This window comes from Agrobacterium sp. NPDC090283 (assembly GCF_044769685.1).
GTDB lineage: Bacteria > Pseudomonadota > Alphaproteobacteria > Rhizobiales > Rhizobiaceae > Agrobacterium.
The window spans coordinates 419929-435823 of record NZ_JBIVYG010000001.1 but is presented as its reverse complement, the minus strand read 5'-3'; the positions used below and the strand labels follow the sequence as shown (position 1 = coordinate 435823).

10 protein-coding genes are annotated in these 15895 nt (G+C 59.7%); 2 read left to right on the top strand and 8 right to left on the bottom strand.

Translation table 11 applies throughout. The features are described from left to right. The first annotated feature begins 62 nt into the window (after nt 1–62). Together ACIQUH_RS02165 and ACIQUH_RS02160 are read left to right on the top strand one after the other, a co-directional pair. Nucleotides 63–1346, top strand: a complete 1284-nt coding sequence (locus ACIQUH_RS02165) for a DNA polymerase IV (RefSeq protein WP_400812222.1) — start codon at nt 63–65, stop codon at nt 1344–1346. A gap of 166 nt (nt 1347–1512) precedes the next feature. After that, nucleotides 1513–2751 (top strand): L,D-transpeptidase family protein, encoded by a 1239-nt coding sequence (locus ACIQUH_RS02160; protein ID WP_400812220.1) that lies wholly within the window; start codon nt 1513–1515, stop codon nt 2749–2751. Between the two features lie 11 nt (nt 2752–2762). Here ACIQUH_RS02160 and dnaE read toward each other — a convergent pair whose 3' ends face one another. From dnaE to nuoN, 8 genes are all read right to left on the bottom strand, one after another. Next, nucleotides 2763–6263: a DNA polymerase III subunit alpha gene (dnaE, locus tag ACIQUH_RS02155; protein ID WP_400812218.1), complete on the bottom strand. Its 3501-nt coding sequence runs from the start codon at nt 6261–6263 to the stop codon at nt 2763–2765. Between the two features lie 537 nt (nt 6264–6800). Then, nucleotides 6801–7484 (bottom strand): ABC transporter ATP-binding protein, encoded by a 684-nt coding sequence (locus tag ACIQUH_RS02150; protein ID WP_400812217.1) that lies wholly within the window; start codon nt 7482–7484, stop codon nt 6801–6803. A 15-nt stretch (nt 7485–7499) separates the two neighbouring features. After that, nucleotides 7500–8807, bottom strand: a complete 1308-nt coding sequence (locus ACIQUH_RS02145; protein WP_400812215.1) for a lipoprotein-releasing ABC transporter permease subunit — start codon at nt 8805–8807, stop codon at nt 7500–7502. Between the two features lie 119 nt (nt 8808–8926). Then, nucleotides 8927–10249: a proline--tRNA ligase gene (gene proS / locus ACIQUH_RS02140; RefSeq protein WP_400812214.1), complete on the bottom strand. Its 1323-nt coding sequence runs from the start codon at nt 10247–10249 to the stop codon at nt 8927–8929. A 668-nt stretch (nt 10250–10917) separates the two neighbouring features. Beyond that, a complete protein-coding gene (locus ACIQUH_RS02135) occupies nt 10918–11187 on the bottom strand; it encodes a DUF1467 family protein (protein WP_400812213.1) in 270 nt (89 codons plus the stop codon). Between the two features lie 622 nt (nt 11188–11809). Beyond that, the gene (locus ACIQUH_RS02130; protein ID WP_400812212.1) at nt 11810–13477 is read right to left on the bottom strand and encodes a ribonuclease J; all 1668 of its coding nucleotides are present in this window, start codon (nt 13475–13477) and stop codon (nt 11810–11812) included. A 204-nt stretch (nt 13478–13681) separates the two neighbouring features. After that, complete coding sequence (locus tag ACIQUH_RS02125) at nt 13682–14422, bottom strand: biotin--[acetyl-CoA-carboxylase] ligase (RefSeq protein ID WP_400812211.1); 741 nt, start codon at nt 14420–14422, stop codon at nt 13682–13684. Between the two features lie 26 nt (nt 14423–14448). Then, a complete protein-coding gene (nuoN, locus tag ACIQUH_RS02120) occupies nt 14449–15891 on the bottom strand; it encodes an NADH-quinone oxidoreductase subunit NuoN (protein WP_003521512.1) in 1443 nt (480 codons plus the stop codon). Nucleotides 15892–15895 lie beyond the last annotated feature (4 nt).

Genomic DNA, 15895 nt, shown 5'->3' with positions numbered 1-15895 from the left:
CCCCTTGAGCGGCCATCGCAGCCGGAGTATGGTCGGCTACGTTCTGGTTTTGTTTTCGGCCCATGTCCACGTCGCACCGCTATGATCCCGGTTTTTGCCGCGACTGTCTGGCTGGCCAGCCAGAAGGGTTGAGGCGTTGCCGCGCCTGTGGCAGCCCGCGTCTTCTCTATCATTCCGAACTCTACGATCTGAGCATCGCCCATATCGATTGCGACGCCTTTTATGCCTCCGTCGAAAAGCGCGACAATCCGGAACTGGCAGACAAGCCTGTCATCGTTGGCGGCGGCAAGCGCGGGGTTGTCTCCACCGCCTGTTATATCGCCCGCATCCACGGCGTGCGCTCCGCCATGCCCATGTTCAAGGCGCTGGAAGCCTGCCCCGACGCGGTGGTGATCAAGCCCGATATGGAAAAATACAGCCGTGTCGGCCGTGAAATCCGCACCATGATGCAGGAATTGACGCCGCTGGTGCAGCCGCTTTCCATCGACGAAGCTTTTCTCGATCTTTCAGGCACTGAGAAGCTGCATCACGATCCGCCGGCGCGGGTGCTGGCGAAATTCGCCCGGCGCGTGGAAAAGGAGGTCGGGGTGAGTGTTTCTGCGGGGCTTTCCTATTGCAAGTTTCTCGCCAAGGTCGCCTCGGACCTGCAAAAGCCGCGCGGCTTTTCGGTTGTCGGTGAAGCGGAGGCGCTGTCCTTTCTGGCAGCGCGGCCGGTCACGACCATATGGGGCGTGGGAAAGGCCTTTGCAGCGACGCTGGAGGCGGATGGCATCCGCATGATCGCGCAATTGCAGGAGATGGAAGAGAGCGAGTTGATGCGCCGTTACGGCGTGATGGGGCAGCGGCTGTTCCGGCTCTCGCGCGGCATTGACGAACGGCATGTGCACAATAACGATCCGGTCAAAAGCGTCTCGTCCGAAACCACCTTCTTCAACGATATTTCCCGCCACGAGGATCTCGTTCCCATCCTGCGGTCGCTTTCCGAAAAAGTGGCCTGGCGGCTGAAGAAGAACGGCATTTCCGGCCAGACCGTGGTGCTGAAGATGAAAACGGCCGACTTCAAGACCCGCACCCGCAACCGCAGGCTGGACGACCCCACCCAGCTTGCCGACCGCATATTCCGCACCGGCCTTGCACTGCTGGAAAAAGAAACCGACGGCACGAAATTCCGCCTCATCGGCATCGGCGTCAGCGATCTGCGCGATGCCGGCCTCGCCGATCCTCCAGATCTCGTCGACAAACAGGCAGGGCGCCGAGCAGCCGCGGAAGCGGCGATGGACAAGCTGCGCGACAAATTCGGCAAGGGCAGCGTCGAGACCGGCTACACCTTTGGGACCCGCAAATAGGGACCCGACGGCGGCAAAGCGCAAAACCCCTGCCCACCATCACGTCGTCCCGGACGTATTTTAGATTTTACACAAATTAGTGATGTAGCGACCGCGGCTTCCTTAAACTTCATTAAACTTCGCATGGTTGAATGAGGGAAGTTTTGTGCATGTGGTGTATTGCGTCATGTCCCTTCGCCTCCGTCTTCTGACCGGCATGCTGTCGGCCAGCATTCTTGCCTTTCCGGCACTTGCCGCCGACAGCCGGTCGCTGCAGATCCTGGTGTCCAAAAGCGACCAGTCGCTCTCGCTTTATGAGAATGGCGAGATCATCGCCACCTCGAAAGTCTCCACCGGCAAGGCCGGGCACGAGACGCCGAGCGGCATCTTCTCCATTCTGGAAAAGCGGAAATACCACGAGTCGAATATCTATTCGGCCGCACCAATGCCCTTCATGCAACGGCTGACATGGTCCGGCATCGCGCTGCACGAGGGCAAGGTTCCGAATTATCCGGCCTCCCATGGCTGCGTGCGCCTGCCCTCCAAGTTCGCTAAGTCACTCTTTGGTGATACGCGGACCGGGGTCCATGTCATCATCACCGATCGCCCGGTCTCGTTGCGTTTCGTGCAGCACCCGACGCTGTTTGTGCCACGCGACGATGCCGATGACGGCAAGCTGCTTCTGTCGGATGTGGAGCTGCGCCCGGCAACCTACGATGCCTCATTGGGTACGGTCGAGGTCGCCGTCAATGAAAAGACGCAGGCCCTCAAGCCGTCGACGAAGACCAGAGAGCCATCGCCGCTGCGCATTCTCATCACGCGCCGCGGCGAGCGGGAAAAGGTGATGGATATCCAGGCCGTGCTGACCCGCCTCGGTTTCGACGCCGGTTCTGCCGATGGTTATGCCGGCGAGATGACGGTGAGCGCCATCAACGGGTTCAAGCGCTGGAAAGGGCTGAAAACCACCGGACCGCTTCTGACCGACGCCTTTGTGACGGCGCTTTACGCGTCTGCCGGTGAGGATCATCCGCCGAACGGCCAGATCATGGTGCGGCAGGACTTCAAGCCGTTGTTCGAAGCGGCCATCGACATCAAGGATCCGGAAGTGGCGCTCGGAACCCATTTCCTCGAGGCTGTTTCCGTGGACCGCGCAGCCGGAACCGCGGAATGGAACGGCGTGACGCTCGAAAATCATCTGCCGGCCGCCGCCCGCAAACGGCTTGGCATCACCGTTACCGAAGCGCCCGGCGGTTTCGACCAGCTGAGCGCCGTGCTCAGCCGCCTCGAAATTCCTGCGGAGATACGCAGCCGGATCGAGCAAGAGCTTTCAAGCGGAAGCTCGATCACCGTTTCCGATCTCAGCCACCAGATGGAGACAGGAACCGGGACCGACTTTATCACCGTCACGAAAGAGGGGCCGGTGTGAGGGATTTCGCCTTACACCAGTTCCACATCAACGACCCCGGGAGCGGACCGCAGCGCGGCGGCGATTTCAGGTGAAATGCGATATTTCTCCGTCAGCTCCACCTCGATCTCGCGGCTGCCCTCATCCTTGATGACGATGAAATAAACCGATCCGTCGCCTTTTGTGTTGAGATGGCGGGCAACGGTTTTCAGCGGGCCGGAATCGCGTACATAAACACGAAGCGCCTTCTGCATCTGCACGGATTTTTCTTCCAGCGACTGCGCGGTCTGGATACGCAGACCTATGCCTTCCGGCCGCTCTTCCGCCTGTACGGTGATGACAAGCGACTTGCCAACTTCCAGCAGATCACGGAACTGGCCGAGCCCTTCGGAAAACAGCACGGCCTCATATTGCCCTGATGCATCCGAAAACGTGACGATGCCCATCTTGTTGCCGGTGCGGGTCTTGCGCTCCTGCTTGCCCGTCACTGTGCCGGCCAGACGGCCGGCGGTCGCACCCTGCTTCACCGCGGCGGAAAAATCGGCGAAATTCTGCACCCGCAACTTTTCCAATATGGGGCGATAGGTATCGAGCGGATGGGCGGTGAGGTAAAAACCGAGCACCTGATATTCGCGCAGCAGCTTTTCTGACGCCAGCCAGGGCTGGAAGGCGGGCAGGACCAGCTTTTCCGGGCCATTGCCGCCGCCGGAGCCGAACATGTCCGACTGACCAATGGTGCGGTTGTTCTGCGCCATCTGGGCATAACCGATGATGCGGTCCAGCCCGCCGATCAGCTCGGCGCGGTCGCGGCCGAAGCAGTCGAATGCACCGGCATTGATGAGGCTTTCCAGCACACGCCGGTTGATCTGCTTGGGATCGATGCGCAGGCAGAAATCCTCAAGGCTCGTGAACGGCTTGCCGTCACGCACCTGAACGATGTGTTCCACCGCCCCCTCGCCCACGCCCTTGATGGCGGCCAGCGAATAATAGATGCGGTTTTCACCCGTCTCGAACTGGCGGAAGGAGGTCTGCACCGAGGGTGCGACGACCTCGATACCAAGGCGGCCGGCATCCTGACGGAAATCGTTGAGCTTTTCCGTGTTGGCCATATCGAGCGTCATGGAGGCCGCAAGGAACTCCACCGGATAATGCGCCTTCATATAGGCGGTCTGGTAGGACACGATGGCGTAAGCGGCGGCATGGCTCTTGTTGAAGCCGTAATTGGCGAATTTCGCCAGGAGGTCGAAGATGGTGTCGGCCTGCGGTTTCGAGACACCGTTCTTGATGGCGCCATCGACGAAACGCTCGCGCTGCTTGTCCATCTCCTCCTTGATCTTCTTGCCCATGGCGCGGCGCAGAAGATCGGCTTCGCCGAGCGAATATCCTGACAGAACCTGGGCGATCTGCATCACCTGTTCCTGATAGACGATAACGCCCTGCGTTTCCTTGAGCAGATGGTCGATGGTCGGATGGATCGATTCCAGCTCCTCCTCGCCATGTTTGCGGGCATTATAGACCGGGATGTTCTCCATCGGGCCGGGACGATAAAGCGCCACCAGCGCGATGATGTCCTCGATGCAGTCTGGGCGCATGCCGATCAGCGCCTTGCGCATGCCCGCACTTTCCACCTGGAACACGCCGATGGTTTCGCCGCGCGACAGCATCTCGTAGGTCTTGGCGTCCTCAAGCGGAATGGCGGCGAGATCGACCTTGATGCCACGCTTGGCAACAAAATCGACGGCCACTTTCAGCACCGTCAGCGTCTTCAGGCCGAGAAAGTCGAATTTGACGAGGCCGGCGCTTTCCACCCATTTCATGTTGAACTGGGTGACCGGCATATCGGATCGCGGATCGCGATACATCGGCACCAGCTTGGAGAGCGGTCGGTCGCCGATGACGATACCGGCGGCGTGGGTGGAGGCGTGGCGGTAAAGCCCTTCGATCTTCTGGGCAATATCCAGGAGGCGGGCGACGACCGGCTCCTTGTCCGCCTCTTCCTGCAGGCGCGGCTCTTCCTCGATCGCCTTGGAGAGCGGCGTCGGGTTGGCCGGGTTGTTGGGCACCAGTTTGCAGATCTTGTCGACCTGGCCATAGGGCATTTCCAGCACACGGCCGACGTCGCGCAGGGCCGCGCGCGCCTGCAGCGAACCGAAGGTGATGATCTGCGCCACCTGCTCGCGGCCATATTTGGCCTGCACGTAACGGATCACCTCTTCGCGGCGATCCTGGCAGAAGTCGATATCGAAGTCGGGCATCGAAACGCGTTCGGGATTGAGGAAGCGTTCGAACAGCAGCGAGAAGCGCAGCGGATCGACATCGGTAATCGTCAGCGCATAAGCGACGAGCGAGCCCGCACCCGAACCACGGCCCGGGCCAACCGGAATATCGTGCTGCTTGGCCCATTTGATGAAGTCGGCAACGATCAGGAAGTAACCGGGAAACTTCATGCGCGAGATGACGCCGAGCTCGAAATCCAGCCTTTCGCGATAATCCTGTTCCGTATAACCGGGCGCCATGCCGAGCGCGGCAAGCCGCTGATCCAGTCCCTCCACCGCCTGCCGGCGCAATTCCTCGGTTTCGGCGCGTTCAGCCGCTTCCGGATCGTCGCTGGCACCGGTGAACCGCGGCAGGATCGGCCCGCGTTTCTTCAGCACATAGGAGCATCTGAGTGCAATCTCGACGGTATTTTCCAGCGCCTCGGGAATATCCGCAAACAGCGCCGTCATCTCCGCGCGGCTCTTGAGGTAATGATCGGGTGTCAGGCGGAACCGGCTGTCATCGGACACGATGGCGTTATGCGCCACCGCCATCAGCGCATCATGTGCCTCATAATCGGCCTTGGACGGGAAAAACGCCTCGTTGGTGGCAACGAGGGGGATGTCGTGTTCATAAGCAAGACCAATCAGGCGCCGCTCATGGGAACGGTCGTAACCGGACTGACGCTGCAATTCGATATAGAGCCTGTCACCAAACAGTGACTTCAGCGTCAGCAGCCGCTCCTTCGCCTGCGCGGCGTGGCCTTCCTTCAGCGCCATATCGACGGGGCCGCCGGAAGCACCGGTCAGCGCAATGAGGCCGGCATTGGAGGCTTCTTCCAGCCATGCGCGGGTAATGTGCACGGAATGGCTGCTGCCCTCACCTTCCAGATAGGCGCGGCTGACGAGATCCACCAGCCGCTCATAGCCTTCCGCATTGGCGGCAAGGAGAACGATGGCGGGGAGTTTCTGGAGGTGGCTATTGTGGTTGCGGCGATCCTCCGCCGCATCCTGCATGTCGATGGACAGCTGGCAGCCGATGATCGGCTGCAGACCTTCGTCCCGCGCCTTTTCGGAAAATTCCAGCGCGACGAAAAGATTGTTGGTATCGGTAATGGCAATGGCCGGCTGGCCGTCGCCAACGGCCTTGGACATGATTTTCTTGAGGGGCAACGCCCCCTCAAGCAGGGAGTATGCGGAATGAACCCGAAGATGGACGAAACCGGGGGTCTTCAGCGTTTCGCCAGAGGTCTCTCCACGCACAACCGTATCGCCCATATCGTCTTCCTGTCATTCTGAATCGAGGGGGCGATTTTCCGATTTCCGGCGCTCAATGTCCACCGTTTTGCGGCGTCCATACAGGCTTCTGCGCCGGTGTCTTCTTCACAGGGCGGTGAGGATCACCGAAAAGCTGGCAACAAAGACAGCGATGGAGGCGAAAGCGGCAACGTCACGGATGAAATCAGTCATTGGTCTCTCCTTACTCGTTATGTTCCAACTTTGTTCTCATTTTGTTCGATTGTCAACAGGGTTTTGCTGATATTCCCCTTGCTAATGCGGCAGAATCGCCTTCGGTTCCCGGATAGAGGACAGCAAGCCGCTGACTCCAAAGCGAAAAAACCCGGAGGGCAAAACACCTCCGGGTCCGGAAAAAATTCAAATCTGGAGAACAGGCGTCCCTTGGAGAAGACTGACCGGACCGACTCGCTGCATCGACGCAACCCGTTCCGGAACCATCACCCCCATCGCGGAAATGACCATCTCAAGCGCTGCGGAAGCAAACGATGCACGGGAATCGGCCTCGTGCAATCGATCTCAAAAATCGACGATCTTGCCGTCGGAGAGCGTCACGCGTCGGTCCATACGGGCGGCGAGTTCATGATTGTGAGTGGCAATCAGCGCCGCGAGGCCGGATTGGCGCACCAGTGCCTCCAGCGCATCGAAAACATAATGCGCGGTTTCCGGATCGAGATTGCCGGTCGGCTCGTCGGCCAGCAGCAGGAGCGGCGCATTGGCGACGGCGCGGGCAATGGCGACACGCTGCTGTTCGCCGCCGGAGAGTTCGGCCGGGCGATGCTCGCCGCGATGGCCCACCCGCATATAGTCGAGCAGCGCGCTGGCACGCTTGCGGGCCTCCGCCTGCGTGAGGCCGGCGATGAGCTGCGGCATCATCACATTCTCCACCGCGGAGAATTCCGGCAGGAGGTGATGGAACTGATAAACGAAACCGATATCGCTGCGGCGGATCGCGGTGCGCGCTTCATCCGGCAGGCCGTTGCAGGGCGCGCCGTTGATGAAGACCTCGCCGGCATCGGGATGTTCGAGGAGCCCTGCCAGATGCAGCAGAGTGGACTTGCCGGTGCCCGAAGGGGCGACCAGCGCCACCATCTCACCGCTCTTCAATTCAAAATCGGCCTTGCGCAGAATGGAAAGCGATGTCTCGCCCTGACCATAGGTTCTCTCGACACCGGTAAGCCGCAGCACTGTTTTTTTTGCCATATTGCGAAGCGGTCCTTATTCGTAACGCAGGGCCTGCACCGGATCGAGCTTGGAAGCCCGCCAGGCCGGGAAGATCGTTGCCAGGAAAGAGAGCGTGAGCGCCATGATGACAACGGAAATGGTCTCGCTGATATCCATTTCGGCCGGAAGCTGGCTCAGGAAATAAAGCTGCGGATCAAACAGAACGGTGCCTGATATCCACGAGAAGAACTGGCGGATCGATTCCACATTGAGGCAGACGATGACGCCAAGCGCCACGCCGGCAAAGGTGCCGACCATGCCGATGGCCGCACCGGTCATGAAGAAGATGCGCATCACGGAGCCGGAGCTTGCGCCCATCGTGCGCAGAATGGCGATATCGCTGCCCTTGTCCTTCACCAGCATGATGAGGCCGGAGATGATGTTCAGCGCCGCCACCAGCACGATGAGGGTGAGGATCATGAACATCACGTTTCTTTCCACCTGCAAGGCCGAGAAGAAAGTCTGGTTCCGCTGTCTCCAGTCGGTGATATAGACCTGCCGTTCGGCGGCCTGTTCCACCAGCGGCCGGATGCCGTCGACATCATCTGGCCGGCTGACGTAAAGCTCGATCGACTGCACGATGCCATCGGCATTGAAATAAAGCTGGGCTTCGGACAGCGGCATGTAGATCATGGACGCGTCATATTCCGACATGCCGATCTCGAAGACGCCAGAAATCTTGTAGGATTTGACGCGCGGATTGACGCCCATCGGCGTCACGTCGCCTTCCGGGGAAATCAGCGTGATATCGTCGCCGGCTGTCACGCCCAGCTGGGCGGCGAGCCTGGAGCCGACGAGAACGCCATCACCCGCCATGAAGCCGACGAGGTCGCCGGTCTTGATGTTGGTCGCGACTTCCTTGACCTTGTCGATGTCCTCCTGGCGCACGCCGCGCACCAGCGCGCCGGAGCCCGCGCCGCCGCGGCCGGAGGCAAGCGTCTGGCCCTCCACCAGCGGCAACGCCATGGTGACGCCGGGAACGGCGGCGAATTTCTTCGCCAGCTCATCGTAATTGTTGAAGGGCTGGTCGATCGGCTGAACGATCATATGGCCGTTGATGCCGAGAATGCGGGAAATCAGTTCGGTGCGGAAACCGTTCATGACGGCCATGACGATGATGAGCGTCGCCACGCCCAGCATGATGCCGACAAAAGAAAAACCGGCGATGACGGAGATGAAGGCTTCCTTGCGCCGCGAGCGCAGATAACGCCAGGCCACCATACGTTCAAAAGCGGAAAACGGCCGGGCGGTCTTTGCCCCGGCGGAAACAGCCGCACCCTTTTCAGCCTCGGCTTGTGCCATGTCGTCTCCCTGATCTCAAAACTGCAAGGCCGGTCTTTTCCTAAACCGGCCTTTCTTTCTGCGGCTGCGCGACGAAACCGGAGCGGACTTCGGGTGAAGCCGCTCCGCTTTTCGCTCGCTTAGCCGAGCACCTTGTTCATTGCCGCCTCGATTGTGACGGTTTCACGTTCGCCGGTCTTGCGATCCTTCACTTCGACTTCGCCGTTCGCGACGGAACGCGGGCCGACGATGATCTGCACCGGCACACCGATCAGATCGGCTGTGGCGAATTTCTGGCCCGCACGGTCGTCGGTATCGTCGTAGAGAACATCCTTGCCGGCGTTGGAGAGCGAATAATACAGCTTTTCACAAGCCGCATCGCAGGCCGCATCGCCAGCCTTCATGTTGATGATCACGACATCGAACGGAGCGACCGAGGCCGGCCAGATGATTCCATTCTCGTCATGCGATGCTTCAATGATGGCGGGAACAAGGCGTGTCGGTCCGATGCCATAGGAACCCATGTGGACAGGGTGTTCCTTGCCATCCTTGCCCTGCACTTTCGCGCCCATCGGCTCGGAATATTTGGTGCCGAAATAGAAGATATGGCCAACCTCGATGCCGCGCGCGGAAAGACGCTCGCCATCGGGAATGGCGTCGTAGGCGGCTTCGTCATGCATTTCGGACGTGGCGGCATAGTCCGCCGTCCATTCATCGAATACGCCCTGCAGAGCCGTGACATCGTCGAAATCGGTGCTTTCGGCCGGGATGGCGCGATCCAGGAAGCTCTTGTGGCAGAAGACTTCGGATTCGCCGGTATCTGCCAGAATGATAAATTCATGGCTGTGATTGCCGCCGATCGGGCCGGTATCGGCGCGCATCGGAATGGCGCGCAGGCCAAGGCGCTCGAAGGTGCGCAGATACGCCACGAACATCTTGTTATAGGAATGGATCGCATCTTCCTTGGTGAGGTCGAAGGAATAGGCGTCCTTCATCAGGAACTCGCGCGAGCGCATGGTGCCGAAACGCGGACGCACCTCGTCGCGGAACTTCAGCTGGATATGATAGAGGTTCAGCGGCAGGTTCTTGTAGGACTTCACATAGGAACGGAAGATGTCGGTGATCATCTCCTCATTGGTGGGGCCGTACAGCATCTGGCGGTCCTGGCGGTCCTTGATGCGCAGCATCTCCTTGCCGTAGTCATCGTAACGACCGCTTTCCTGCCAGAGTTCGGCCGTCTGCAGCGTCGGCATCAGAAGCTCGATGGCGCCGGCACGGTTCTGCTCCTCGCGGATGATCTTGTTGACCTTGTCCAGCACGCGCTTGCCGAGCGGCAGCCAGGAATAGATGCCAGCCGATTGCTGCCGGATCATGCCGGCGCGCAGCATGAGGCGGTGAGAGACAATCTCGGCTTCCTTGGGGTTTTCCTTCAGGATGGGCAGGAAATAACGGCTAAGACGCATGACGGCTTCCATTGATGCGGACGACCGCGCCACAGGCGCGGGAATCGCCCCGAATAAAGGGATATTGGCGCCGGATATAGCCGTTTCCCGCCAAGAAGAAAACCCGCCATGAAAAGAGGGATAAAGGCCATTTCAAGGTATTTTCGCGATAGCTAATTCGCGTCAAAACGCTTTGGCCGGAATAATATTCTTGATCAGGTGCGACATAATGCACCACAGGGAATTTTTTGCCGACTGTAACAAATATGCAAAAAATGAGATGACAAGCATGGGGGTTTGGGCTAGCTTTAGCTTACAAAAGAGGCAGGAAGTTTAAATTCTTGTCATTTTCGCGGTCAGTCTTGGGAGGATCAGATCTTAGGCGCGCTCGTCGCTGCCCCGGCAACGGTTACAGATCACGCGAAACCTGGAAAACAAGGCTGAAAGGCCTTGTTTTTTTTTGCTTCTACACACAGTGCCCTGCTTCCGACCGTCATTCCAGTAGAATTGCGGCAGTGAATCACGCACGCGGACACACCCCCGCTGTGTGCACGATAGATATGACATCCATATGACACAGGGCTCAGCCAGTTTTGCCGGAAACTGCCGCTTGCATGGGCAGAGACTTCGGTCTTCCCGTCAGGCTTATTGCGCGGATACGGGCGGGGCCGAGATCATCAGCGCTTTTTTCAGTCAAAAACCGGAATAATTCTTGGCAAGTCATCAAGGCTGACACCGAACCACCAGGTTCCGCCATACCAGAGCCCACAGATCAGCGCCGAGATCAGGGTCGTCCACAGAACGATCCGCCCGCCCCTGAATCTGGATGGCGCACTGGCCACCGTGCCCAGCGCCACATCGCCATCCTCATCCTGGGTGCGCAGCCCAATCGGCAGTACGATGAAAAGCACCGTCCACCAGACGATGAAATAAACGGCGAAGGCCGAAAGAAGCGGCATGTGATCCTCCTGCACAATGCGCTCTTGTAACGCATTCATCGGCGAACCGGAATCAATTCTCGGAAAGAAGCGCAAAAAGCCTTGGAAGGACAACCAGAACCGCGCTTTGAGCAGGCGCCGTCAGATCGCTGACGAAGGCGGACGACCTCTCCTCCGTCATGCCGGACTTGATCCACTGCTGTCCGGTTTAAATTTCTGGACAAGGTTTACGACTTTGATTCTACTTGTTTTTAGTTGTTTTTCCGCGATTTGGACATGAATTGGGGAATGGCGGCGTCAGGTGAATAGCAAAGGGTGCCGAACACTCTAACGTCATCCTCGGGCTTGTCCCGAGGATCTGCAACCGATTGATTTTATTCAACGTGATTAGATCCTCGGCACAGGGCCGAGGATGACGTCGAGGGGATGCGCATCCTTCACAACCGGCTTCAGGGGCATTGCCGCCGGTATGAAAACTTAAACCGCACAGTAGTGGACTTGATCCGGCATCCAGCTAAGGCGCGTCTGCGCCGTGAGACGAGTCTTTACGCGATCAAGGACTTGATCGCTCTGGACCCCGGATCAAGCCCGGGGTGACGGAGTGCGGATGATATTATCGCCCGAAAGCTCCCTGCCTCCCGGATCAAACCTTCGTCACGAAAACCGTCACGATCGGCTTCTTGCCCCAGCTCTGGTTGGCAGCGGCGCGCACGGCGCGGCGCACCGCTTCGCGCAGCAGTTCCAGATCCTTGCGGCGGGCACGCGGGATGCTTTCGACGGCGCCGAGCACGGCGTCATAAAGCGTGTCCTCCATAGCCTCGTCCTCGTCATCGAACTCCGGCAGGCCGAAGGGCACGACATCGGGATCGCCGAGGAAATCGTAACGGCTGTCCAGCACGACGTTGACGGCGACATGGCCGGCGAAGGAGAGCTTGCGGCGATTGCTGATGCCCATCTCGTCCATATCGCCGACAAGATTACCGTCCTTGAAAACACGACCATGCGGTATGTCGTCGATGACTTCCGCCGGGCCGGGAGCCAGACGCAGAACATTGCCGTTGCGCACCTTCGGCACCTGCGAGATGCCGGCCTGTTCGGCCAGTTCCTTCTGCGCCACCAGATGCGCCGCCTCGCCATGAACAGGCACGACAATCTGCGGCTTCGTCCACTCGTACATCCGCAGCAGTTCGTTGCGGCGCGGATGGCCGGAGACATGCACCAGCGCCTCATTATCGGTGACGATATGGACGCCCTGCTCGATCAGGCCGTTCTTGATCTCGATGATCGCCTTTTCGTTGCCGGGAATGGCGCGTGAGGAAAACACGACCGTATCGCCGGAAGCGAGCGCCACATTGCGCATCTCGTCGCGGGAAAGCTTGGCGAGCGCTGCGCGCGGTTCGCCCTGCGAACCGGTCAGGATCAGCACCACACGGTCGCGCGGAATATAGCCATATTCGTCTTCGGCAAGGAACGGCTTGATGCCTTCCATGATGCCGAGATCCTGCGAGACATTGACGACGCGCTTCAGCGAGGAGCCGAGCAGCAAGACCTCGCGGCCGGCCGCTTCCGCCGCCTGCGCAATCGAACGGATGCGCCCGACATTGGAGGAGAAGGTGGTGACGGCCACGCGACCCTCAGCATTCTCGATGATCTGACGCAGGCCTTCGGAAACCTCGTGTTCGGAGGGCGAAACACCGTCACGCACCGAATTGGTGCTGTCGCACATCAGCGCCAGCACGCCCTCTTCGCCGATGGCGCGGAAACGCGCCTCATCCGTCAACGGCCCCAGCGACGGGGCTTCATCGATCTTCCAGTCGCCGGTGTGGATGACATTGCCGAGCGGCGTGCGGATGACCAGCGACATCGGCTCCGGAATGGAGTGGTTGACGCCAACCGCTTCGATTTCGAACGGACCGACATTGATGCGGTCGCCGGCCTTGAAGATCGTCACCGGAATTTCGGCACGGGTGCCCTCATAGGCGCGCTTGGCTTCCAGCATGCCGGCGGTGAAAGGCGAGGCATAGACCGGCACGTTGAGGCCGGGCCAGAGATCGTTCAGCGCACCATAATGGTCCTCATGGGCGTGGGTGATGATGATGCCCTTGAGGTTCTTTTTCTGCTCGGCGATGTAGCTGATGTCAGGCAGCACCAGATCGACACCCGGCAGGTCCGGGCCGGCGAAGGTCACGCCGCAATCCACCATGATCCATTGGCGCTTGCTTTCCGGCCCATAACCGTAAAGCGCCAGATTCATGCCGATTTCACCCACGCCGCCAAGCGGCACAAAGACCAGTTCGTCCTGTTTAGCCATTGTTTTTCTTATCCATTCACGAAAGCGCTCAGGCGCCGGCCATTGGCCGCGCCCGCCGCCTCTATCCAGCATCGGACCTGTTGAACCATCTGATCGACCGGGCCGATGCGGAACCGGTTTGTCACCCTGCTTTTCATGAGCAGCAGGAAAGCTCCAACCCGTGGGATCCGGCTCGGCGCGGGTTGGTCGGCCGCACCGTTCACCTCATCCGAAAAACACGTCGCCGGCAGCGATGGAGCGCCTTGCGCCCTCGTCCTCGTCCAGCAGCAGATAACCATTATCATCAATCCCGACAAAACGCCCGCCAATCGAACGATCCGGGAAATTGACGGTGATATGTTCGCCGATACCGCAGGCCGCCGCCCGCCAGCCGGTCATGATGCCGGCAACGCCCCTGCCCTCATCCCAGTCCCGCAGCACCTCCGCAGTTTCGCGGAAGAGATGGGCGAAAAGTTCATCCGGCGAGCAGGAGGCGCCATGTTCGGAGAGCATGGTGACGGGATAAAGCGGGTTCTCCGGCTTGTGGGCGATATTGATGCCGATGCCGATGACGATGGCGCGCCGTCCGTCGGGCAGAAGCTCCGCCTCCATCAGGATGCCGCAGGTCTTGCGGCGACCGATCAGCACGTCGTTCGGCCATTTGATCTCAAGCGCCTCACCGCCCGTCGGCAGCACAGCGCGAATGGCGCGATAGACCGCAAGCGCAAAGGCGAGCGGGAGGGAGCCGATACGCTCAACTGGCGCGGGATCAATGAGAAGAAGCGAGGCATAGAGATTGCCGGGTTCGGAAACCCAGGGCCGACCGCGACGGCCGCGACCGCCGGTTTGGCGAATGGCGGTAACCCACAGATTGCCGCCATCACCCGCCCGTGCCCGGGCGAAACATTCCAGATTGGTCGATGGCGTTTCCGCCATCGCCTCGTGCCTGATATCATCGATGGACATCCGGCCCGTATGCCTGTGTGTGCTGCTCAAAAGAAGGTCTTTGCCGCAACTGTCACCGCGTTGCCGAGTGCACCGCCGAAGACGATGAAGGCGACAACGAAGAGGCCGGAAAGCGCATAAACGACTTTGAGTTCGCCGGCGGGACGCTCGAATTTGTCCTTGGCTTCATCGAACCACATGACCTTGACGACGCGGATATAATAATAGGCGCCGACAACCGAGCCGATCACACCGATAATGGCGAGCGGATAGAGCTTCGCCTCGATGGCGGCGAGGAAGACGTAATACTTGCCGAAGAAGCCGGCGAGCGGCGGAATGCCGGCAAGCGAGAACATCAGGATCGTCAGCACAACCGCCATGAAGGGGTTGGAGGACGAAAGACCGGCGAGATCCTCGACAGTCTCGACATTGCCGATTTCTTTGCGGCGCATGGAGAGAATGCAGGCGAAGGTGCCGAGCGTCATGACCATATAAACGGTCATGTAGAGGATGACACCAGCCACACCGGCTTCGGTGCCCGCAGCGAGACCGACCAGCGCGTAACCCATGTGACCGATGGAGGAATAGGCCATCAGGCGCTTGATGTTCTTCTGGCCGATGGCGGCGAAGGAACCGAGCAGCATGGAAGCGATGGAGATGAAGACGACGATCTGCTGCCAGTCGGCAAAGACCGGCTGGAAAGCCTCGATGACGATACGAACGAGGATCGCCATGGCGCCGATCTTGGGTGCAGCCGACAGGAAGGCCGTAACCGGGGTCGGCGCGCCTTCATAAACATCAGGCGTCCACATGTGGAACGGCACGGCCGAAATCTTGAATGCCAAGCCGGCGAGAACGAAGACCAGACCGAAGACGAGACCGAGCGAACGGGTTTCCGATGCCAGAACCTGCGCGATTTCGGTGAAGCCGGTATTGCCGGTGAAGCCGTAAACCAGCGACATGCCATAGAGCAGCATGCCGGAGGAGAGCGCGCCGAGAACGAAGTATTTCAGGCCCGCTTCCGTGGAGCGCAGGCTCTCGCGGTTGATCGCGCAGACGACGTAGAGCGCCAGCGACTGCAGTTCCAGCGCCATATAGAGTGAGATCAGGTTGTTGGCCGAGATCATCAGCAGGATGCCGAGCGTCGCGAGAACCAGCAATACCGGATATTCGAAACGGCCGATGGGTTCGAAACGGCCCTGCCCGACGGCGAGGATCATGGCGGTGATGGAGCCGATCAGCGCCAGCACCTTCATGAAGTTACCAAAGGCATCGGCGATGTAGACACCGCCGAAAGCCACCCCCGATGCGGGGGCGAAAATGATCCAGAGACCGACGACGAGCAGGAGGGCAACGGCAAGGCCGGTGACCGTCGTTGTCGACTTGTCGCCCGAGAAGACGCCAATCATGAGCAGCGCCAGCGCGCCGACCGCAAGGATCAGCTCGGGCGTCGCAATGTGCAGACTGGCAAAAAGGATTTCAGCGGTCATGTCC